Source organism: Nocardioides sp. Soil774 (genome assembly GCF_001428125.1).
In the GTDB taxonomy this organism is placed as follows: Bacteria; Actinomycetota; Actinomycetes; order Propionibacteriales; family Nocardioidaceae; genus Nocardioides.
In genome coordinates this window covers 565,677-588,086 of the sequence record NZ_LMSM01000006.1, presented here as the reverse complement: position 1 = coordinate 588,086, position 22,410 = coordinate 565,677, and the positions used below count along the sequence as shown (strand labels likewise).

The following is a 22,410-nucleotide window of genomic DNA, read 5'->3' as shown; positions in this document are numbered from 1 at the left end:
GGCCGGGGCGACCATCACAGCACCCCGGCCGACCAGGCCTGTCAGCGCGGGCTCGTCAGCGCAGCCGCACGCGGGTGCTGTCGGCGGACCGCGCCAGGGTCGACGAGCGCGGGGTCACGACACGCACGACGTAGGCGCCCGGGCGCTTCGCCCGGACCGCCCAGCGGGCGCGTCCGGCATCGGTCAGGTCGACCCAGGCCGACCGCAGCACGGTGCCGTTGCGCAGGAGCGTCGCGCGCACCCGCTCGGGCGCCTGCCCGGCCGGGTCGGTCACGACCCGCACGCGGGCGGTCGTGCTCCCGCCCTCACGGACGACGCGGACCCGGGTGCTCGACCCGGCCCGCACGACCCGCAGTCGCACCGTCGCGGTGGCCGGGGCGTGCCTGGCGCTGCCGTCGTAGCGGACCTCGAGGTCGTGGCGGCCGACACCCAGCGCCGCGGTGTCCACCGCCACCCGGGCACGCCCGTCGGCGAGCTCGGCCGAGCCGACGAGGCGGCCACCGCTGACCACCCGCACGACCCCGGTCGCCACGCCGGTGGCGCCGGCGACGCGCACCACCACCGACGGCCGGGCACCGAAGCGGGCGGTGGCGGGCGCGGACGCCGCCACCGAGGTCACGACGAGGTCGTCACCGGCCGCGGGCACGGCGAGGGTGTTGGCGGGCTCAACGTTGCCGGCGCGGTCGACCGCGCGGTAGTCGATCGTGCGGGCAGACCCCACTGCGACCGGGCCGGCGTACGCCGTCCAGGCCCCCGACCCGACGCGGGTCTCGATCCGGGCCAGGCCCGAGGTGGCGTCGGCGGCGCGCACCGTCACCCTGCGCTCGGCGTCGTACGTCGCCCGGCTGACCGGGTCGGTCGCGTCGAGGCGCACCTCGAGGGACTCCGTGGCCGACCGGTTGCCGGTCGTGTCGGTGGCGCGGGCCCGGACCTCGTGGGTGCCGTCACCGGTGACGAGGCCGGTCCCGCTCGAGCCGGCGGTGGACGCCCAGGGCGCGCCGTCGACGGAGACCTCCACGCCGGAGATCCCGGAGGAGTCGCTCGCAGTCGCGGTCACCCGGACCGGGTCGGTCACCCACCAGCCGGCGTCCCCGTCGGCGGTGCCGGCGGAGAGGCTGACGACCGGGTCGGCGGCGTCGGTGACCGTGACGGTGGCGACCGGGTGGTCGGCCGACCCGCTCACGACGGTGCCGTCCACGGTGAACGTGCCGGGGGCGGCGTAGCGCGCGGGGTCGACGTCGTCCCAGCGCACCGCGACCTGCTCGGTCGTGCCGTCGCCCATCTGCGCCGGAACGGTCGCCGGCAGCACCGGTGCCGTGCCCTGGCGGGTGGTGACCGCGGCGTCGCCGACCGACGTGACCAGCAGGTCGGGCTGGTAGGCCGCGCGCACGGTGTCGAGCTCGGCCTGCGTCACCGGGATCACCGTGCCGTGGCGCGGGCTGCTGGGCAGGTCGGCGGTGGGCACGGAGGTCCACTCGCCGCTGTCGATGTCGTCGGTGCGGAACGCGAGGTAGCCGCGTCCGCCGTGATAGCTGGGCTGGTCGATGAACATGTACCACCGGCCGGCGACCTCGTTGTCGCGGAACACAGTCGGGCCCTCGCCCTGGGTGTAGGTGCCGCCCCACGGGTTGGGCTGGCCGACGCCGACCTGGTCCTTGACCAGCTGCCAGCCGGGCGTGGAGGTGGTGGTCGGCAGCGAGCCGGTGACGGTGGCGCGCAGGTCGGTGGAGCGCTCCTGGCGCGGGGTCATCACGGCCTCGTCCTTGACGAAGCGGAAGTAGGTCTCCCCGTCCTTGACGACCGTGGCGTCGATCATGCCGCGACCGGTGCCGCGCTTGACGTCGATCCACGGCTGCGGCTCGCTGAAGGTCACGAAGTCGCGGGTCGTGGCGAACATCATCCGCTGGTAGGACGTGTTGATGTCGCGGCCGGTGGTGTCGGTGGTCGGGTAGAGCGCGGAGGCCCAGTAGACGACGTACTCACCGGCGTCGGCGTCGTAGAACGCCTCCGGCGCCCACGTGTTGCCGGCGAAGTCGGACGACACCTTGACGTGGCGCTGGTCGGACCAGTGCACGAGGTCGGTGGACTCCCAGACCTCGAGGTACTTCGAGCCGGTCTCCTGCGCCTCGCCGAAGTCGACGGCCGGGTAGGCCTTGAGGTCGGTGGCGAGGAGGTAGAACCGGTCGCCCTCCGCGGAGCGGATGACGAACGGGTCGCGCAGGCCCTGGGTGCCGAGCCGCGACGACAGGATCGGGCGGCCGTCGTTGAGCACGTCGTAGTCGAGCGGGTCGTTGCCGCGGCTGGCGCCGAGGTAGATCTTCTCGCCGTCGTCGGTGCTCTCGCCGGCGAAGTAGGCGAAGGCGTAGGCGTCGTAGTCGGCCGGGGCAGGCAGGGGCTGCACCCGCAGGGGGATGTTGCGGGTCGCGGTGGCACCGTTGAGCGTGCCGGTCACGGTGAGGACGACGTCGACCGGGGCGCTGCCGTGGGCGGGCCGGGTGACCACGCCGGTGGCGCTGACCACCGCGGGGTCGCTGCTGGCCCAGCCGAACGTCGTGCCGTGGAGGCCGCTCGCGGGCAGGGTGAGGTTGCCGCGGACGTCGTCGGGGTGCACGAGGTCGATCGCGTCGACCGCGGCCTGGGCCTTGCCGGCGTCGTCCTGCTCCTCGGCCGGGACGGTGACGGTGAACGGTCCGCCGGTGCGCGAGACGTCGCCGCGGGTGACCGTCGCGGTGAGCACCGCCTGCCCGGCGGGCTGGCCGTAGGCCGGGCGGTGGACCGTGCCGTCGGCGCCGACGACGCCCGCGTCGCTGGTGGCCCACGTGATGGTGGTGCCGGTCGTCGAGAGGACGAGGTCGGAGGTGACCGCGGAGGTGTCACCGAGGTCGAGCGCGGACGCGTCCGACTCGGCGGCCGCGGTGTTGGTGTCGGCCGCGCTGGCCGAGGCCTCGGCGGCGCTCAGGGCCCGGGAGTAGACCCGGAAATCACGCAACCGGCCCTTGAAGGAGAGGTCGCCGGAGTACGCCGAGCGACCCAGCACGTTGCGGGTGGTGGTGCCGTCGGGCTCCCCGAGCAGCGCCGGGTTGGTGGTGAGGTTGGCGTTGGTCGCGACCAGCACGCCGTCGTCGTACACCCGGGCCGTGCCGGGGACCGCCGGCGTGCCGCCGTCGATGCTGTAGGTGATGTGGCGCCACTGGCCGGTGGGCACCCGACCGGGCCGCGACGCGCTCTGCTCGGTGGCGAAGCCGTTCTCCGCGATGGTGGAGCGCAGCCGGTTGGAGCTGTCGTTGGTGGTGAAGAGGTAGCCGGTGCCGTTGGGGTAGGTCGCGGCGTTGCCGAAGTTGTACATGAACCAGTTGCCGCTGGTCAGGCTCGGGTCGACCCACACGTCGAAGTCGATGGTGACGTCCTCGAGCCCGGCGAGCAGGTTGTTCGGGAGCGTGATCGCGTTGCCCGAGCTGTTGGCGCCACCGGAGAAGGTGAAGCCGTCGCCGGCGTTCCAGCTCGCGGCGCCGGTGACGGTGCCGTTGCGGCCGTTGCCCGAGGAGTCGGCCGCGACGGTGCCGGTCGTCTCGTCGAGCTTCCACCAGCCGACGAGGCCGGTCTCGAGTCCTGTGTCGGCACCGGACGCCGGCCCGACCCCCGCGAGCGCGCCGCCCATCGAGGCGGCCAGCGCGAGCGCGCCGGCCATCCACTTGCTCGTCATGTCAGTTGTTCCCTTCGTTGCGGGTGACGCGGAGGACGACGGTGTCCGAGGAGCGCGCGACGTCCGGCGAGCCGGCGTACGTCGCGGTGATGCGGTGGCGCCCCGGCGCGAGGTCACGCAGGGCGAGGCGCGCGCGCCCGTCGTGCAGGGAGACGGTCCTCGTGCGGGCCTTCTCGCCGGCGGTGCGGACCGTGATCCGCACCCGGCCCGACGGGTCCACGAGCGCCTCGACCTCCACGAGCGCGACGGACTTGCGGACCGAGACCGTGGTCCGGGAGCGCGCCTTGACCACCGCGAGGCTGACGGCGTCCTGCGACGGGGCTCTGGCCGCGTCGCCGGAGTAGCGGACGGTGAGCTGGTGCGTGCCCACCCCGAGGTCCTCGGTGTCGACGCCCAGGACCGCGCGGCCCGCGACGAGGGTCGCGGTGGCGAGGGCGCCGGAGGGCCCGGTGACGGTGACCGTGCCGGTGGGCGTGGTGCCGTCGCCGGTGACGGTCACCGCGATGCGTGCCGTGCGTCCGAGAGCGACCTCGTCGCGGAGCACGACCGCCGCGGTGGCGGTGGCGGCGAGCCGCGCGCCGGCGGCGGGCACCTGTAGCACCCCGGCCTCCTCGGTGTTGCCGAGGCGGTCGACGGCTCGGAAGCCGACGGTGGTGGCCGCGTCGCCCACCTGCACCGGGGCGGCGTACGCCGTCCAGGGGCCGTCGCCGAGCCGGTAGTCCACCCGGTCGACGCCCGCGCCGGCGTCGGCCGAGGCCAGGGTGACCGAGCGGCCCTCCAGGCTCGCCCGGGTCACCGGCGCCGTGGCGTCGATGCCGACGGTCAGCGGCCGGACCTCACCGACGTTGCCGGCCCTGTCGACGGCGCGGACCTCGACGGTGTGGACGCCGTCGCCGGCCACGCGCACCTCGCCGCTGTCGCCGGGCAGGGTGGTCCAGGCGGCGTCGTCGACGGAGACCTCGAGCCGCTCGACGGCGCGGTCGTCGGAGGCGCTGACCCGCACGGTGGCGGGGTCGGCGTACCAGCCGTTGACGCCCGTGCCGGCCACCGAGAGGTCGTCGACCACCGGTGCGACCGCGTCGGCGGTGTGCATCCGGATGAAGGTCACCGACGAGGCCGGGAACTCGTAGGTGAACGAGCTGCCGATGCCGTCGACCTGGCGCACCCGCGGCTTGATCGCGTTGGGCGCAGCCTTCGTGTTGGTCGCGCCGGGCGCACCGCTCAGGGTGGTGACGGTGGCGGTGTCCTCGACGCCGGCGTCGGAGACCTCGACCTGCGTGCGGGCCGGGCTGGTCGAGGTGTTGACCACCTTGGCCACGAGGTCGCCGGTGCGGTCGTCGCGGGTGACGACCTGGTAGAGCCTGGCCGGTGGGGCAGGCTGGTCGTAGTCCATCTGCAGCTCACCGTCGAGGTAGAGCTCGATGTGCGTGCCCTCGACGACGATCTTCAGGTGGTAGGCCCGGCCGGTGGTGACGCTGCGGCCCTCGAGCGCCTTGACCTCGCTGGCCGCGCCCCCGGTGGCGCGCTGCAGCACCGAGCGGCTGTTGTTCCAGCCGCCGAGGTTCCACCAGTAGAAGTCGTTGGCGCCGGTGGCGCCGAAGCCGACGAGGAAGCCCTCGGAGCCGGCGGTCTTGGTGGCGTCGAGCTCGAGCGTGTAGTTGCTCCAGTCCTTGTCGTAGGCGCCCGTCGGGATGCTGCGGGCGTCGGTGACCGACGTGCTCGACTGGCGGTACGCGCCGTTGCTGAGGCCCCAGGTGCCCGCCTGCGGCGACCACTGGCTCGCGTCGGCGAAGGCGTCGGAGAACAGGGTGGCGCCCGTGTCGTTGGACGTGACCGTCACGTTGTCGTAGTTCGCGGCCGTCGCCCACGTGGAGAGGAAGACGCCGCCGGTGATGGGCTGCGCCGCGTCGGCAGGGGCGTCGTACGTGCTCGGCACGACCTCGTCGCCGACGTTGTTGCCGAAGAGCTTCTGCACCTCCCAGTTGGGCGTCTCCCACGACTCGTCGTTGTCGAACCAGATCGCGTCGGGGTTCCACTGCACGTGCGACTCGTTGGCGAGCAGGGGCGCGTAGGACGCCAGGCGCACGACGTCGGCGTTGCGCTGCAGCGCGGTCATGTAGGAGGCCTCGGACAGCGCGTTGTAGAGCGTGTTGCCGCGCGAGGCGTACTCACCGAGGAACACCTTCGGGTCGTCGCGGTCGTAGGAGTCGTAGCGGGCGTTGTTCTCCAGGAACCACTGCGGGTCGCGGTAGTAGTGCTCGTCGACGAGGTCGACGTGCTGCGCGCGGTTGAAGTCCCACAGGGTGTCGAAGCGGGCGCCGGAGGAGTCCGGACCGGAGTTGGAGATGATCTTGATGTCGGGGTAGCGCGCCTCGATCGCGTCGCGGAACTCGGGGAAGTTCTGCTCGAACGTCGTGGTGTTCTCCTCGTTGCCCAGGCCGATCATGTCGAGGCCGAAGGGCTCCGGGTGGCCGAGGGCCGCGCGCTTCGCGCCCCACTCCGTGGTCACGTCGCCGTTGGCGAACTCGATGAGGTCGACCGTGTCGTCGACCCAGCGGGCGATCAGGTCGGGGTCGTGCATCTCGGGGATGCCCGCACCGCCGCAGCCGTTGGCGCCGACGGAGACGACCGGCAGCGGCTCGGCGCCGAGGTCCTCGGCGAGCTCGAGGTATTCCAGGTAGCCGATGCCGTAGGACTGGTTGTAGCCCCAGAAGTTCCAGTTGGTCGGGCGCTCCTCGACCGGGCCGATGGTCTCCTTCCACTGGTAGGTGCGGCGCCGGTCGGTGTAGCCGCTCTCCTCGTAGGTGCGGAAGGTGCCGACGTTGGTGACGCAGCCGCCGGGGAACCTGAGGAAGCCGGGGTTCATCGCCTCGATCTTCTCGGCGAGGTCCTTGCGGAGGACGGACTTGCCGTTGACCGGGCCGACCCAGCGGTCGCTCGGCATCACCGAGACCATGTCGAGCCCGACGACCGACGGCGCGCCCGCCAGCACGGCGAGGCGCCCGGCGTCGGAGGTGGTCGAGGCGGTCAGCGTGAAGGGGTACTTCTTCCACGTGTCGCTGCCGTCGAGCGCGACCGTGGCAGAGGCGAGCGTGGCGTCGCCGGCGGCGTTCTCGACGCGGACGGCCAGCGGCTGCGCGGTGGTGCTGCGCGCCCAGAGGTAGCCGTCGTACGTCGCTCCGGCCTTGACGGCGAAGCCGTTGTTGTAGCCGATGTTGCGCACGCCGTCGCCGGCCGCGGCCGCGGTCAGGCGCAGGTGGTTGCGGTTCATCGCGTTGAGCCGGGTGGCGTCGTCGACGACGGTCGCGGTGGTGCCGGCGCCACTGCGGTCGAGCACCTGCCAGGCCGTCATCCCGGTGAAGGACGAGTTGTCGGAGGTGTTGAACTCGAAGGACCGGTTGCGCACGAGCTCGGCGTAGAGCCCGCCGTCCGCGGCGTAGTTGATGTCCTCGTAGAAGATGCCGAACATGTCGTCGTTGATCGACGCGCCCGTGCCGTCACCGTCGATGGTGAGCGTGGAGGTGCCGTCGTCGACCTGCGACAGCACGAAGCGGACGGCGTCGGCCTCGGCGCCGGTGACCAGCGCGTCGCCCTCGCCCAGCACGACGTACGACGACGGGTCGGCCGCGTCGCGCAGCACGACCGTGCCGCCCCCGGCGTCGGTGAGGCGCAGCGGCGTGGGGTCGTCACCCACCGCGCCGACCTCGAGGGCGCCGTCGACCAGGACGAGCGGACCGGCGTCCGTGGCCAGCGTGACGGCACCGTCGCCGGCGTCGCTCGCGCGCAGGCGCAGGCTCGCGGTCGGCTGGTCGGCGCTCAGGCGCAGCACGCTGCCGTCGGCGACGAGGTAGGGCAGGTCGCCGTCGGCCTGCAGCACGAACGGGCCGGACGGCGTGACGTCGGCGCCGGGCGCGTGCTCGATGGTGAAGGAGTCGAAGGCCGCGTCGAGGACGGTGCCGTCCTGCGCGGCGAGGGCGTAGAGGCCGACCTGGGTGGTGTCGAAGCCGACCGGCGTGGTCGCCGCGGTGACCCAGGCGCTGCCGTCCCAGAAGCTCGAGGTCAGGGTGTCGCCGACGCGCTGCAGCCGCAGCCGCTCGGCGCTCGACGCCGGGCGGTCGGCGAAGGAGACCGCGCTGAAGGAGCCGCCGGTCTCGAGGTCGGTCTCGATCGCGGTGCCCGACGGTGACAGCGAGCCGACGAAGGTGAGGCCGGAGCGGACGTAGTTGTCCATGTCCTGCCAGGCGATGAGGCCGGCGCCCTGGTAGACCTTCGCGACCGAGGCCGACAGGTCGGCGGTGGCGGTGAAGTCGCCCGCGGGCACGTCGAGCACGACGACGTTCTTCGCCGTGTTGTTGGTCTGGTAGGTGTCGCCGGGCTGCCCGGCGAGGCGCAGCGCGCCGCCCGCGACCGCGAGGTGGGCGGGGTCGGGGTTGACCACGTCCCAGCGCGCGTCGAGCGACGAGCCGTCGAAGGTGTCGGTCCAGGTGACGTCGCCGACGGCGGCCGACGCCGGTGCCGTCGCGGCGGTCGTGGCTGCCAGTCCGGCGGCGAGCAGGGCGGCCGCGGTGGAGGCTGCGGCCAGGCGCTGGGGGAACAACATGCGAGTCCTCGAGGTCCAGGGCTGTCACTCGGATGTGACGGGCACCACAACCGCAGTGTTAACGCTAACACGACGTGCGTCAAGAGCCGTCTCGCGATTGACGCCAGTCGTTGACGGATCTCGGTGACCGTGGTCACACTGCAACTGTTAACGCTCACATGCCGAAGAGGACCCCATGCCTGCCGTTGATCGCCACCTCGCCCCACCCGCGCGCCGGGTGTCCGCCGTCTCCACCGTGCTCGCCATTCTGGCCGGGCTGCTGCTCGCCCTGCCGGCCGCCCCCGCGGCGGCCGCGGACGTCACCGACGGCCTGCTCCTGCGCTACGACCTCACCCAGACGTCCGGGACGACCGTCACCGACTCCTCGGGCAACGGGCGCGACGGGACGCTGAGCGGGGGTGGCACGTGGACCGGGTCGAGCGGGCTCGTGCTCGACGGCGTCGACGACCACGTCAAGCTGCCGAACGACCTGATGGCCGGGCTGAGCGCGATCACGATCTCGACCGACGTCTACATCGAGCCCTCCCAGGCCACCCCCTACTTCATCTGGGGTCTCGGCAACACCGCGTCCTCCGGCTCCGGGACGGGCTACCTGATGGCCAGCGGCAACGCCTTCCGCGCGGCCACGACCACCACCAACTGGTCGGGCGAGAAGGTCACCGCGCGCAGCTCCGGTGGCAACCTGGCGCGCGGTGTGTGGAAGACGGTCACCTACACGCAGGCCGGCACCACCGGCACCCTCTACGAGGACGGGGTGCAGGTCGGGCAGAACACCGGCGTCACCGTGCTGCCCAGCGCCATCGGCAACGGCACCACCACCAACAACGTCCTCGGCGAGTCCAACTACGCCACCGACAACACGCTCAAGGGGAAGCTCCGCAACTTCCGCGTCTACGACCGGGCCCTCAGCCCGGCCGAGGTCTCGGCGATCTCGCTCACCGACGACAACCGGCTCGCCTCCGACACCGCTGCCCTGTCGCTCGGCGACCTGTCCGGCGTCACCGCCGACCTCACCCTGCCCGCCACCGGTCAGTTCGGCTCGAGCATCGCGTGGGCCTCCAGCGACCCGGCGGTCATCACCGCCGGCGGCGGCGTCACCCGGCCCGGCGCCGGCCAGGACCCGGCGGTCGTCACGCTCACGGCGACCCTGACCCGGGGTTCCGGCACCGCCACGAAGACCTTCGACGCCACGGTGCTGCCCGACGAGAGCGACCAGGCCAAGGCCGACGCGGCCGCCGCCGCCATCGAGCTCGTGCACCCCGACGACGTGCGGGGCCACCTCACCCTGCCTGCGGAGGGCACCATGGGCTCGACCATCACCTGGGCGTCATCGGCCCCGGCGGTCGTCGCTCCCGACGGCATCGTGCAGCGGCCCGCCCACGGCACCGGCGACGCCGCCGTCACCCTGACCGCGACGGTCACCGTGGGCTCGGCCACGGCGCTCCGGTCGATCCCCCTTACAGTGCGCGAGCTCCCGGCCCCGGCGCCGTACGCCGGCTATGCCTTCAGCTACTTCACCGGCAACTCGATCGCCGGGGAGAAGATCTACTTCGCGGCCAGCCGCGGCAACAACGCGCTCAAGTGGGACGAGCTCAACGGCGGCCAGCCGGTGCTCGAGTCGACGTACGGCGAGATGGGCCTGCGCGACCCGTTCCTCATCCGCTCCCCCGAGGGCGACCGCTTCTTCCTCATCGCCACCGACCTCTCGATCGGCCGCAACGGCGACTGGGACCGCGCGCAGCGCCAGGGCAGCCGCTACCTCGAGATCTGGGAGTCGACCGACCTGAAGAGCTGGTCGGAGCAGCGCCACGTGCGGGTGTCCCCGCCGACCGCGGGCAACACCTGGGCGCCGGAGGCCTACTGGGACACCGACCTCCAGCAGTACGTCGTCTTCTGGGCCTCGAAGCTCTACGCCGAGGACGACCCGGGCCACACCGGCGGCACCTACAACCGGATGCTCTACGCCACGACCCGCGACTTCGTGACCTTCAGCCCGGCCAGGACCTGGCAGGACATCGGGTCCTCGCGCATCGACTCGACGGTGATCAAGGAGGGCGGCAGCTACTACCGTTTCACCAAGGACGAGGGCGCCGGCACCACCGGCTGCTCCGACATCATCCAGGAGAAGAACGACTCGCTGACCGAGCCGGACCTCGTGGGCGCGAAGGCGTGGGCCTTCCAGGACGGCTGCATCGGTCGCGACGCCGGCACCTCGGCGGTCGAGGGCCCGACGGTCTTCAAGCGCAACCCGGGCGACACCTCGGGCAAGCAGTACTACCTGTTCGTCGACGAGTACGGCGGCCGCGGCTACATCCCGCTGACCACCGACGACCTCGAGGCGCCCGACTGGAAGGTGCCGGCCGACTACAAGCTGCCCGCCAGCCCGCGCCACGGCACGGTGCTGCCGGTGACCCAGGCCGAGCTCGACGCGCTGCGCGCCGACCTGCCGCCCCCGCCGCCGCCTGTGCAGAGCGACGCGGACGGGCTGGTCGCGCACCTCCCGCTGACCGGCGACGCCGCGGACGTGAGCGGCCACGGCTACGACGGCACCGTCACCGGTGACGCCACCTTCGCCGACGGCGCGCTGACCCTCGGCGGCTCGACCGGCCACGTGAGGCTGCCGGACAACATGATGAGCGGCCTCGACGCCATCACGGTCTCGGCCGAGGTGTGGGTCGACCCGGCGCAGTCGGGCAACTACTTCGTGTGGAACCTCGGCAACACCGGCACCGACGGCGTCGGCAAGGGCTACCTCTTCACGACCGGCAACAGCACCTACCGCGCCGCGATCGCGTCGGGGAACTGGACGACCGAGCAGGGCATGACGTCCGGCTCCGCGCTCCAGCGCGGTGCGTGGAAGACGCTGACCTACACCCTCGGCGGCGGCGTCTCGACGCTCTACCTCGACGGCCGCCAGGTCGCCCGCAACGCCAACGTCTCCATCAGGCCGGGCGACATCGGCGACGGCGTGACCACCGCCAACTACATCGGGCGCTCGGCGTACGCCGGTGACAACCGGCTGCGCGGCAAGGTGCGTGACTTCCGTCTCTGGTCGCGTGCCCTCTCGGGCGCGGAGGTCGCCGAGCTGGCGGCCGCGCCGACCGACGTGCTGGACGTGCAGCTCGACTCCCTCGAGGTGCCGGCGATCATCGACGCCGCGGCCGGGAAGATCACGCTGCCGGTGCAGCCCGGGACCGACCTGACCGCCCTCGACCCGACGTACGCCGTCGTGGCGGGCGCGACCGCCTCGCCGGACGGGCCGGCCGACTACAGCTCGCCGGTCGCGCTCACCGTCACCAACGGTGCGGACAGCCGGGTGTGGACCGTGAAGGCCGTCGAGATGCGCTCGCCGGTGCTGCCGGGGCTCTACGCCGACCCCAACATCGCGGTCTTCGACGGCACCTACTACATCTACGCGACCACCGACGGCACGCCCGGCTGGGGCGGCAAGGACTTCTACGTCTGGAGCTCGCCGGACCTGGCGCACTGGACCCGCTCGGAGGAGCCGATCCTGACCCTCGACGGCCCGAACGGCGACGTCCCGTGGGCGAGCGGCAACGCGTGGGCACCGACGATCATCGAGCGTGGTGGGAAGTACTACTTCTACTTCTCCGGCCACAACGCCGCGCTCAACCGCAAGACGATCGGCGTCGCTGTCGCGGACAGCCCGACGGGCCCGTTCACGGCGCAGCCGCAGGCGATGATCCTCAACAACGAGGCAGTCACCTCCGGGCAGGCCATCGACCCGGCCGCCTTCCACGACCCGGTGTCGGGGAAGTACTACCTCTACTGGGGCAACGGCTCCCCTGTCATGGCGGAGCTCGCCGACGACATGGTGTCGCTCAAGCCCGGCACGATCGCGCGGATGACCGGCTTGACCGACTTCCGCGAGGGCTCGTTCATGAACTACCGCGACGGGACCTACCACCTCACCTACGCGATCGACGACACCGGTTCGCCCAACTACCGCGTCGGCTACGCCACCTCGACGTCGCCGACCGGACCGTGGACCTACCGCGGCGTGATCCTGGAGAAGGACGTCTCGCAGGGCATCCTCGCCACGGGCCACAGCTCGATCGTCCAGGTGCCCGGCACCGACGAGTGGTACATCGCCTACCACCGCTTCGCCATCCCCACATTCGCCTCGGCCGGTGGTGACGGCACGCACCGGGAGACCACGATCGACCGGCTCACCTTCGGCGCCGACGGGCTGATCCAGAAGGTGGTGCCGACGCTGTCGTCGGTCGACCCGCTGGCCTACTCCGACGGCGTGGTCACGGCATCGGTGTCCGACGCCGGCGACTCCGGCTGGTTCGGCGCGGACGCCACGCTCACGCTGACCGGCGGCTCGTCGGTGAAGCAGGTCCGGCTCGGCGACGGCGCGTGGACGGCGTACGCGGGTCCGGTCGACCTGCCGGCGGGCTCCTACGACGTCGCCTGGCGCTCGCGCTCGGCCAACGGGATGTGGAGCGAGGTCTGGACGCGCTCGGTGAAGGTGGACGACACCCCGCCGGTCGCCGCGGGCTCCGTCTCGGCCGACCGGGTGCTGACGGTCACCGCCACCGACGACGCGTCGGGCGTGGCGGTGCGGGACTACCGTCTCGACGGGGGCCCGTGGCTCGCCTGGACCGCGCCGGTGCAGCTCGACGGAGCCGCCCACGCCATCGACGTGCGGGCGAGCGACGTCGCGGGCAACACCTCCTCGGTGCAGTCGCTCGCGATCGCGGCCGCCTGGCCTCCCGGCCCCGCGCCCACCACCCCGGTGGTCAAGGCGCCGTCGCGGGTGAAGGTCGTGATGGACCGGACGCCGGACGCCGGCGCGAGGACCAAGGTCGTGGTGAAGGTGGCCTCCGTCCCGGCGTCGGTCGGCGCGACCGGTCGGGTGGTCGTGCGGGTCGACGGCAAGGTCGTGCGTCGGCTGCGGCTCTCCGACGGCAGGGCGGTGCTCCGGCTGTCCTTCTCCGCGGGCAAGCACGTGCTGGCGGTGTCGTACGCCGGCTCCGACGCGGTCGCTCCCTCCTCGGCGAAGGTGACGGTCCGCGCCCGGCGCTGACCACTGCCGCGCGCACCGCCCGGGTCCCGATGGGGCCCGGGCGGTGGCGTTTCCCAGGGACCGTGGTCGGCGTAGCGTGGAGGGATGAGGCGGAGGGCGCTGGTCGCCCGGGCAGCGGTGACGGTGTCAGTGGTCGCGCTGACGCTGGGCGGGTGCACGTCCGAGCCGCCGCGGTCCGCGCCCGTGTCCGCGCCCCACTGCACCACCAGTCCCCCGGCGACCGTCCTCCCCACCTGGGCGCGCGTCGGCTTCTCCGACCCCGAGCCGGCCATGCCGCACGTCGTCGGGGACGGGGGCGACATCACCGCGATCCTGTGGGCGGAGAAGGACCCCCTGACCGCGCCGCCCGCCGAGGGGCGCAACAACAAGGTCCTGTGGGTCGCGCGCGTGGGCGGCGGCGACGGACCGCTGCAGATCGACGCCGTGCTGGCGGACACGGGACGGACGGCGACCCGCGAGGTGGAGCCGGCTCCGGGCCCCTCGATCCTCGACCTCCCGGAGCCCGGGTGCTGGTCGCTCGACCTGACCTGGGGCAGCCACCACGACCACCTGGTCCTGGGCTACGCCGCGCGCTGACCCGGGCTCGGAAGTCCTCAGTCTGAGCGATGCCGCCGGCTGTCGACCGGACGAGGCTGTCCCCCGCCGGGCATGCCTGCCCGACGGCCTCCCCTGTGCGGGTGAGGCCCTACGAACAACGCCTCGTCGGAGTGCGCGTTCTCCGGCCAGGACACCCTCGACGCCATCGAGGGCAACCCGGAGGGCTTCGACGACGGCGCGCTGGCGATGCGCGGCAACCAGAGCCCGGGCGGTGTCGACCGCTACCACGGCGTGCAGAGCTACGGCATCTTCGTGCGCGCCGGGCTGAAGGACGTCGTGCCGTCGCCCGGGGTGGCGTGCCGGGGCAACTGACCCTGCCCTCAACCCTTGCGTGTCGAACATGTGTTCGATACAATGAGGCATGTCAATCGCCAGCCCAGCCCCGGAGCCGCCCCAGGCGGCCGCTGACGCGTCTGCGGCGCGGGTGCTGGAGCTGGCTACCGGCGCGGTGCGGACACGTCGCCTCGCCGAGGTCGAGGAGCTGCGGCTCGCGATCCGGTGGGCGGTGCTCCAGGGTCACCCGGGCGACGACCACGACCCGATGGTCACGCCCGGCGGCGACGGCACCCCCGGGGTCCGCGAGCACGCGATCCCCGAGCTGGCCATGGCCCGCGAGACCCACCCCGCGACCACCCGGGCGCTGATCGCCGACGGGCTCGACCTCGTCCACCGGCTCCCCCGCACCTGGGCGGTCGTCGAGGCCGGCGCCTGCGAGCCGTGGGTGGCGCGCAAGGTCGCCGTCCTCTCGCGCGCCCTGCTGGCCGAGCAGGTCGGCCGCGTCGACCGGGCCGTGGCCAGGGCCATCGCCGGGCACGCGCCGTCCACCGTGCTCGAGATCGCCCGGGCGAAGGTCATCGAGGCCGACCCCGAGACCCACCGCGTCGAGCAGGAGCGCTCACGCCACGAGCGCTACGTCCGCCTCTCGCGCTCCGACGAGCTCGGCTACCGACACCTCATCGCCCGCGTGACCTCCGGCGACGCCGCCTGGATCGACGCCATCGTCGAGCGCGTCGCCGAGATCCTCGCCGCGACGATGGGCCACGACCACAACCACGACGAGCTCCGCTCCCTCGCGCTCGGCTGGCTCGCCCGGCCCCTCGACCTGCTCAAGCTGCTGCTCGAGCACACCGACCTCTCGGACCTCTCGGGCGACGAGCGTCCTGCCTGGGCGGCGGACGACCTCGCCGAGACCGTGGCGACGCTGTGCTCCCTGCCTGCCCGCCGTCTGGCCCGGCTCCGCAACCGCGGCCGCCTCTTCGTGCACGTCTCCGAGGAGGCGCTGCGCACCGGGGTCGGGGTCGCGCGCGTCGAGGGCGTCGGCCCCATCGACGTACGCCAGCTCCACGAGGTCCTCGGCCACGCCGACGTCACCGTCACGCCGGTCCTCGACCTCGCGATGCGACGGCGCGTCGACGCCTACGAGCACCCCGAGGTGGTCAAGGACCACGTCTGGGTGCAGACCGGCGGCGACTGCTTCCCCTTCACGCCGCGTACGGCGACCCGCGACGGCGTCGACTACGACCACGCCGTCCCCTACGACGACACCGGACCGCCCGGGCAGACCGGCCCCCACAACTCCGGACCGCTGCGCCGGCGCCACCACCGCACCAAGACCCACGGTGGGCTCACCACGCGGGTCGTCGGACCCGGACGACATCTCTGGCGCACACCCCACGGCCAGGCGTTCCTCGTCGACCACGCGGGCACGTCCCGGCTGAGCCCGGAGCAGGGCGAGGCGATCGCTGAGGCGATCGAGGACGGCGTGGAGGTCTACTTCACCACCGAGGTGTTGGAGTACGCCCCAGCCTGAGGTCCCCGAAGGTCGCCCCGGTCGTCGGTACGCTCGGGCGCCGACACTGCGAGGGGGACGTATGTTCAAGAGTGCCGAGGAGCGCGAGGCCGAGCGACGCGCGCGCGAAGCGGAGCACGCCAACCGCGAAGCGGCCCGGGCCGAAGATGCCAGGAACGCAGAGGAGGAGCGGCGGCGCGCAGCATTCGTCGCCACACCTGTCGGCGCTGCCACCGTGGCAAGGGATGAGGGGCAGACGTTCTTCGAGGTCCAGCTCGAGGTCGGGGGCCACCTGGGAAGCGCCGGCTTCGGCAGCATCGACGGGCGCAGGACGACGTCCAGCTCGGCAGAGACGCTCGCGGCCATCGAGGCGCTGGGCTGGCAGCTGCAACATGCGAGCTACTTCTTCATGGTCACCGGGGAGACCAGCACCGCCCGCGTGTTCATGAGCGGGGAAGCCACTGCCGTCAGCGGCGTGACCGTCGGCGTCTACCTCTTCCGCAACACCGCCAACCCTGAGGCGGTCGTGGAGGCTCCGTAGGGCCGGATTCACCGGACCGTGCCGACGTGCGCGTCAGTCAGATCCAGCCGCCGCGCGAGCCGGAACGGGGCCCAGGGGCGCGGTCGAAAGGTGCCTTGAGGGCGTCCAGGGTGAGGCCCGCGAGAAACACCACGACCAGGCCGCCGACCAAGAGCGCCAGCACGGGGGGCACGCTGCGCGTCGCCAGGGCGACGACGGCGCAAGAAGCGAAGAGGGCAACGGCGGCACCTGCACTGAAGAGCCTCCACGACACGCGGCGGGCGGTCGTCCGAATGTCACCACTGAGTCCCATGACCTGAGTGTGGCGCAGACCGGCCGTAAGCGCCTGCGATCGGCACACCTTCGCAATGCCGATCACCCGAGACTCCCCCCGGCGAATGGGCACGGCACCGGGTGGGTACGCCCAGGGTCATGAAACCCATCCCGGAGACCCTCGAGGCGATCGCCGAGCTCGACGCGCTGCTCGACGACGGCACCCTGCTGGACGAGCTCCGGCGCACGGCCACACGCGCCCAGGTCATTGCCCCGGGCCTGGCCGGGGTGAGCGTCGCCCTGCGTGTCCACGACCTGACGTTCACCCTCGTGGCTTCCGACGAGGAGATCGCGGCCCTCGACGCGATCCAGTACCTCACGAGCGGGCCGTGCGTCTTGGTGGTCGAGGAGGGGCTCCCCCGGGGCATGGCCACCACGTCGGACGACCTCTTCAGCGAGGCGCGCTGGCAGGACCTCGCCCGCGCCACCGCGGCGGCAGGCATCCACAGCACCGTGACCTTCCCGATCGTCGACGGGGACGAGGTGACCGGCTCGGTCAACCTCTACGGACACACCGAGCACACCTTCGACGGCCTGCACGCCCAGCTCGCGGACGTGTTCCGGGCGTACGCCCCGGGCGCAGTGACCAACGCCGACCTGACGTTCTCCACCCGGCGGCTCGCTGAGAAGGCTCCCGCACGGCTGCGCGAGGACGCGCTCGTCGACACCGCCGTCGGGATCCTGGCCGCATCGCGTGCGGTCTCCTTCGACGCCGCGCGCGAACAGCTCGAGGACTCCGCCGTCCGCGCCGGCGTCCCGATGAGCACGCTCGCACGCGTGATCATCGAGCTCCAGCAGGGAGGCTAGGCGTCGGGGACGGCCTGGCCGTGGGCCTGGACGAGGCGCTCGGCGACCACGCGCAGCTTCACGTTCTCGTGGCTGGACAGGCGCGCCAGGAAGCCGAACGCATGGGCCTCGTCGATCCCGAAGCGTTCCATCACGATGCCGACGGCCTGACCGATCACCTGTCGCGTCGCGATCGCCTCGCGCAGCTGGCCGATCTGACGTGCGTAGTCGAGCGCCATCGCCGACTGGTGGGCGAAGAGCCGCGACAGGAGCCCGAGGTCGGAGAAGGCGCCGACCCTGCCGGAGTAGAGGTTGAGCGCACCGTTGGACTCCGGTGACTCGAACAGCCGCACCCCGGCCTGCGCCCGGATCCCCGCCCGGAGCACCACCGGCGCGTAGCGCGGGAACCGCTCGTCGTTCTCGAGGTCGGGAGACGTGACATGGACAGTGTCGACCGCGGCCTCGTAGCACGGGCCCTCGCGCAGCTCGTACTGTGCCGCGTCGATGTCCATGAGCTTCTCGTCGGTCGGCGCGACGGTCTCCAGACGGCCGTCCGCGTGCTTGACGGTCAGGCTGGCGGCGTCGACGTCCGGCAGCACCTCCACGGCAGCGGCGGTGATGTTGGACAACGTCGTGTCGAGGTCACCTGGCCGCAGTGCCGCAGCGAGTCGCCGCGATGCTTCGACGAGGCCTGCTTCGTCGCTCATGGCGACAGTCTAGGTGCGCGGCGGGACTCCATCCCCTTCACGTTGGCCTCGTCCACCAGCTCCTGGGCGATCGCGCGGAGCTTGATGTTGCGGTGCGAGGAGGCCCGCACGAGGAAGCCGAAGGCATGGTCCTCGCTCATGTCGTAGCGCTCCATGAGGACTCCCAGGGCCTGGCCGATGGTGCGGCGCGACTCCAGGCCGACCCCGAAGGTCTCCCTCTCCTGCGCGTGCCCCAGCGCGATGGCTGCGTGGGTGGCGAACAGCCCGGCAAGTGCGCGAGCGTCGTCGCTCACCTCGTCGTGGAGCGTGGAGTAGAAGTTGATGCTCCCCATGGTCGCCGCGTCCAGGTGCAGCTTGACCGCGAGCTGCGAGCGCACGCCGGCATGCAGGGCCGCCCGCACGTAGGCGGGCCACCGAGCCTCGTCCCGCAGGTGGGACACCGACATCGCCTCGCCGCCCAGGAGCACGACCGAGCACGGACCCTGGTGCAGGGCGTACTGCAGGGCGTCGAGCGGAAGCGCCAGGTCACCGGTCACGGCCCGGGTCTGGACGTGTCCCTTGCGCGCCACCGTCGAGATGCCCGCGTGGTCGAAGCCGGGGACGGAGTTGCAGGCGACCTCGACGATGGTCTTCAACGTGTCGGGCAGGCTGCGCGGCCTGTTCATGGTGCGCGCGGCTTCGGCGATCGAGCCGGCGAAGTCGGATGGGTCCGGCATGGTGGAGCTCCCTCAGTGCATTTGGAGGAGGCACACAGAGAGGCGCTCGTCACGAGACGCTGCAGACCGGCCGCCGGCTCGAAGGTGAGCCGTCCGGCTGTTCTTGACTGTACGCCGCCCTCCGCAGCCGCGGGCGGCTACGACGTCGAGCCGGACGACCTCGTCGTCGGTCGGCGCGAGCGGTCCGGGGAGGACCGGCTCACACGTAGCGCCGCGGCGGAGTCCAGTGGCTGCCGAACTCCGCGTCGTACGACTCGGGCTCGAACGGGCTGTCGCCACCGGCGGGGAAGCTCGACAGCTCACCGAACACGATGCGTCCGGGAAGGTCGTACAGGTCCACCCGCACGAAGTCGGTGTCCTGCCCGAGGCGCTGCGCCAGGTCCACCATCTCGTCCAGCCGCTCGGGGCGCGCGAGTGGCGGCGTCGCCCAGGGGTGGCCACCGCTCAAGGGGACGTGCGTCCAGTCGGCGGTGAAGAAGTCCTGCGTGCGCGCCCGGAACCGACCACGGTCGACCTGCACGTAGCGGCACGTCCCGTGGAAGACGAAGAACTTGTAGTCGTCCGGCACGTCGCCGTCCGCGCCGCCCAGGAACTCCTCCACGACGACCCGCCGGGGCACGTGCCCGTAGGCCCACTCCCGGTTGGGCCCCTGGCCGTAGAGCTTCGTCAACCACACGTCCCCCATCGCGACCAGGTGCTCCACCGGCGCGTGCTCCGGGCGCACGTGGCTGTAGACCCAGCCGTGCTCGGGTGGCGGCAGCCGAGCGTCGGCGGGCGCCGTGGGAGACACGATGACCGCGACACCGCTGCCGTGGCTGGGCTTGACGACGTACGCCTCGGGCAGCCGCACGTCCGCGAGCGCGGTGGGGTCGTCGAGCACCGCCAGCGCCTGCGGGAGCACGCCCGGTCCGGCGAGGGCAGCCACGTGCTCGCGCACCGCGACCTTGTCGGAGAAGGTGACCATCAACGCGCGGTGGTCGCGCAGCATCTTGTAGCGCACCTTCTCGGTGAAGGTGCGCGGTCGACGGGTGCGCCACAGGCGCCACCACCGGACCAGCGTGCTGCGCTGCCGCCAGGGCGTGGTCACCAGCGCCCGTGCACCTGCTCGCGGATCGAGCGGTCGTAGAGGGCAGCGACGTCCGCGAGGAACGATGCGGGGAGCTCGCCGACCCCGCCGGCAGCGGCGTTGGACGACGCCTGCGAGGTGTTGCGCGCCCCCGGGATCACCGTCGACACCCCGGGCTGCTGGATGATCCACGCGATCGCGGCCTGGGCCGGCGTGACGTCCAGGCCGGTCGAGGCGACGAGGGCGGAGAACTCCTGCGCAGCCTTCACGCCTGTCACGTAGTCCACGCCCGAGAACGTCTCACCGACGTCGAAGGCGGAGCCGTCGCGGTTGTAGGTGCGGTGGTCGTCCGCGGCGAAGGTGGTGTCGAGGTCGTACTTCCCGGACAGCAGGCCCGAGGCCAGCGGCACCCGCGCGATGATCCCCACGCCCGCCGAGGCTGCTGCTGGGAGCACCTCGTCGAGCGGCTTCATCCGGAAGGCGTTGAGGATGATCTGGATGCTCGCGACGTGGGGCCGCGAGATGGCGCTCAGCGCCTGGGCGCAGGTCTCGACGCTCACGCCATATGCGGCGATGACGCCCTCCGCGACGAGCTGGTCGAGCACGTCGTAGGTCTCGTCGTCGTCGATCACCTCGCTCGGCGGGCAGTGCAGCTGCACGAGGTCGACCGTGTCCACGCCGAGGTTCGTGCGCGAGCGGTCGAGCCACTGGCGGAAGTTGGACTCGACGTAGCTCGACGGCACCTGGTCCATCCGGCGACCCATCTTGGTCGCGACGGTGAAGCCGGCGTCCGGGTGCGCGGCGACGAAGCGGCCGACGATCTGCTCGCTGCGGCCGTCGCCGTAGACGTCGGCGGTGTCGTAGAACGTCACGCCGGCCTCGGCCGAGGCCTCGAGCACCGCGCGGGCGTCGGCCTCGCTGACGTCGCCCCAGTCGGCGCCGAGCTGCCACGTGCCGAGACCCACGACCGAGACCTCGCGGCCGGTCCTGCCCAGAGTGCGGTGTTCCATGGAAGGCATCCTCACAGACGCTCGGTCACAGGCTCTGGGCGAGACGGTGGTACGCCGCGTTCCAGCGAAGCTCGCGCTTGAAGCCGCGCGTCGTGGTGTCGTCGTCGATGGTCACCATCTCCACTCCGCACATCTCCGCGAAGTCCTCCAGCACCTCGACGCCGATCGCCTTCGACAGCACCGTGTGGTGCGGGGCGCCGGCCATCAGCCACGCCTCGGCGGACGTCGACAGCGACGGGCGCGGCTCCCAGACCGCGCACGCGACCGGCAGCAGGGGCAGCGCCTCGTCGGGCTCGACCACGTCGATGTCGTTGACGGTGAGGCGGAAGCGGTCGCCCAGGTCGGACAGGCCGGCCACGACGGCGCGACCGGGGTCGGCGGTGAAGCGCAGGCGTACGGGGTCCTCCCGCCCGCCGATCGACAGGGGGTGCACCTCGAGCGAGGGCTGCTGCGTCGTGATGGTCGGGCAGACCTCGAGCATGTGGGCGCCGAGGATCTTCTCCGCCCCCGGGACCAGGTGATACGTGTAGTCCTCCATGAACGACGTGCCGCCGGGCAGGCCCGCGGCCATCGTCTTCATCGCGCGCAGCAGCACCGAGGTCTTCCAGTCGCCCTCGCCGCCGAAGCCGTAGCCGTCGGCCATCAGCCGCTGCACGGCGAGGCCCGGGAGCTGCCGCAGGCCGCCGAGGTCCTCGAAGTTGGTGGTGAACGCGCCGAACCCGCCCGCGGTGAGGAACTCACGCATGCCGAGCTCGATCCGCGCGCCGTAGCGCAGCGAGTCGGCCCGCTCCGCACCCGGCAGCAGCTCGGCGGCGACGGCGTAGGTGTCGGCGTACTCCTGGACGAGCTTGTCGATGTCGGAGTCGGAGACCTCGTCGACGACGGCGACCAGGTCGTTGACGCCGTAGGTGTTGACCGAGACGCCGAAGCGCAGCTGCGCCTCGACCTTGTCGCCCTCGGTGACCGCGACGTCACGCATGTTGTCGCCGAAGCGGGCGAGCTTGAGGTGCGCGAGCTCGTGGCGGCCGAGCGCGGCACGCGCCCACAGCGCGACCCGCTCGGCGACGACCGGGGAGTCGACGTGGCCGGCGACGGTCTTGCGGGCGACGCCGAGCCGCGACTGGATGTAGCCGAACTCGCGGTCGCCGTGCGCGGCCTGGTTGAGGTTCATGAAGTCCATGTCGATCGTCGACCACGGCAGCTCCATGCCGGCCTGTGTGTGCAGGTGCAGCAGCGGCTTGCGCAGCGCGTCGAGCCCCGCGATCCACATCTTGGCCGGGGAGAAGGTGTGCATCCACGCGATGACGCCGACGCAGCCGGGGTCGGAGTTGGCGTCGAGCATCTGGCGGTGGATCGAGGCCGCGTCGAGCAGCACCGGCTTCCACACCACCTTGACGGGCAGGTCGCTGCCGCCGAGGCGCTCGGCGATGGCCTGCGACTGCGACGCCACCTGGTCCAGGGTCTCCGGACCGTAGAGGCCCTGGCTCCCGGTCAGGAACCAGACCTCGGTGGTGGGTGCGGACGTCATGC

14 protein-coding genes are annotated in these 22,410 nt (G+C 72.3%); 6 read left to right on the top strand and 8 right to left on the bottom strand.

Annotation, left to right across the window (positions count from 1 at the left end; genetic code table 11):
• Window positions 1-55 precede the first annotated feature (55 nt).
• Window positions 56-3,703 (bottom strand): immunoglobulin-like domain-containing protein, encoded by a 3,648-nt coding sequence (locus ASG76_RS08375; protein WP_056602007.1) that lies wholly within the window; start codon window positions 3,701-3,703, stop codon window positions 56-58.
• Window position 3,704: 1 nt separating this feature from the next.
• Window positions 3,705-8,303, bottom strand: coding sequence for an alpha-L-arabinofuranosidase C-terminal domain-containing protein (locus ASG76_RS18760; protein ID WP_082587351.1), 4,599 nt, complete (start codon window positions 8,301-8,303; stop codon window positions 3,705-3,707).
• Window positions 8,304-8,478: 175 nt separating this feature from the next.
• Between ASG76_RS18760 and ASG76_RS18755 the strand changes: the two genes are divergently transcribed.
• The 5 genes from ASG76_RS18755 (at window position 8,479) to ASG76_RS08345 (ending at window position 16,283) form a co-directional block, all read left to right on the top strand.
• Entirely contained in the window at window positions 8,479-13,356 is a 4,878-nt protein-coding gene (locus tag ASG76_RS18755) for a family 43 glycosylhydrolase (RefSeq protein ID WP_082587350.1), read from the top strand.
• Between the two features lie 84 nt (window positions 13,357-13,440).
• Window positions 13,441-13,932 (top strand): hypothetical protein, encoded by a 492-nt coding sequence (locus ASG76_RS08360; protein WP_082587349.1) that lies wholly within the window; start codon window positions 13,441-13,443, stop codon window positions 13,930-13,932.
• Window positions 13,933-14,139: 207 nt separating this feature from the next.
• The gene (locus tag ASG76_RS19740) at window positions 14,140-14,265 is read left to right on the top strand and encodes a hypothetical protein (RefSeq protein ID WP_268788352.1); all 126 of its coding nucleotides are present in this window, start codon (window positions 14,140-14,142) and stop codon (window positions 14,263-14,265) included.
• A gap of 49 nt (window positions 14,266-14,314) precedes the next feature.
• Window positions 14,315-15,763, top strand: coding sequence for a hypothetical protein (locus ASG76_RS08350; protein ID WP_157559024.1), 1,449 nt, complete (start codon window positions 14,315-14,317; stop codon window positions 15,761-15,763).
• Between the two features lie 61 nt (window positions 15,764-15,824).
• Window positions 15,825-16,283, top strand: coding sequence for a hypothetical protein (locus ASG76_RS08345; RefSeq protein ID WP_056602004.1), 459 nt, complete (start codon window positions 15,825-15,827; stop codon window positions 16,281-16,283).
• 37 nt (window positions 16,284-16,320) lie between these two features.
• On the opposite strand, the gene ASG76_RS08340 is transcribed toward ASG76_RS08345, so the two are convergent.
• Window positions 16,321-16,641: a hypothetical protein gene (locus ASG76_RS08340; RefSeq protein ID WP_056602003.1), complete on the bottom strand. Its 321-nt coding sequence runs from the start codon at window positions 16,639-16,641 to the stop codon at window positions 16,321-16,323.
• Window positions 16,642-16,694: 53 nt separating this feature from the next.
• On the opposite strand from ASG76_RS08340, the gene ASG76_RS08335 reads away from it, so the two are divergent.
• Complete coding sequence (locus tag ASG76_RS08335) at window positions 16,695-17,402, top strand: ANTAR domain-containing protein (RefSeq protein ID WP_056602002.1); 708 nt, start codon at window positions 16,695-16,697, stop codon at window positions 17,400-17,402.
• Here ASG76_RS08335 and ASG76_RS08330 read toward each other — a convergent pair.
• The 5 genes from ASG76_RS08330 to araA all read right to left on the bottom strand — a co-directional run bounded on the left by ASG76_RS08330 (window position 17,399) and on the right by araA (window position 22,408).
• Complete coding sequence (locus ASG76_RS08330) at window positions 17,399-18,088, bottom strand: GAF and ANTAR domain-containing protein (RefSeq protein WP_082587348.1); 690 nt, start codon at window positions 18,086-18,088, stop codon at window positions 17,399-17,401. The two genes, ASG76_RS08335 and ASG76_RS08330, sit on opposite strands and share 4 nt — an antisense overlap.
• Window positions 18,085-18,804 carry an ANTAR domain-containing protein gene (locus ASG76_RS08325; protein ID WP_056602000.1) on the bottom strand — a complete coding sequence of 240 codons (720 nt, stop codon included), beginning with the start codon at window positions 18,802-18,804 and terminating at the stop codon, window positions 18,085-18,087. The genes ASG76_RS08330 and ASG76_RS08325 overlap by 4 nt, the downstream gene beginning before the upstream one ends.
• Before the next feature lie 199 nt (window positions 18,805-19,003).
• Window positions 19,004-19,891 carry an ATP-grasp fold amidoligase family protein gene (locus tag ASG76_RS08320; RefSeq protein ID WP_200948104.1) on the bottom strand — a complete coding sequence of 296 codons (888 nt, stop codon included), beginning with the start codon at window positions 19,889-19,891 and terminating at the stop codon, window positions 19,004-19,006.
• A complete protein-coding gene (locus tag ASG76_RS08315; protein ID WP_056601999.1) occupies window positions 19,888-20,880 on the bottom strand; it encodes an aldo/keto reductase in 993 nt (330 codons plus the stop codon). Before ASG76_RS08315 ends, ASG76_RS08320 begins: the two co-directional genes overlap by 4 nt.
• 25 nt (window positions 20,881-20,905) lie before the next feature.
• Window positions 20,906-22,408, bottom strand: a complete 1,503-nt coding sequence (gene araA, locus ASG76_RS08310; RefSeq protein WP_056602297.1) for an L-arabinose isomerase — start codon at window positions 22,406-22,408, stop codon at window positions 20,906-20,908.
• Window positions 22,409-22,410: the final 2 nt, after the last annotated feature.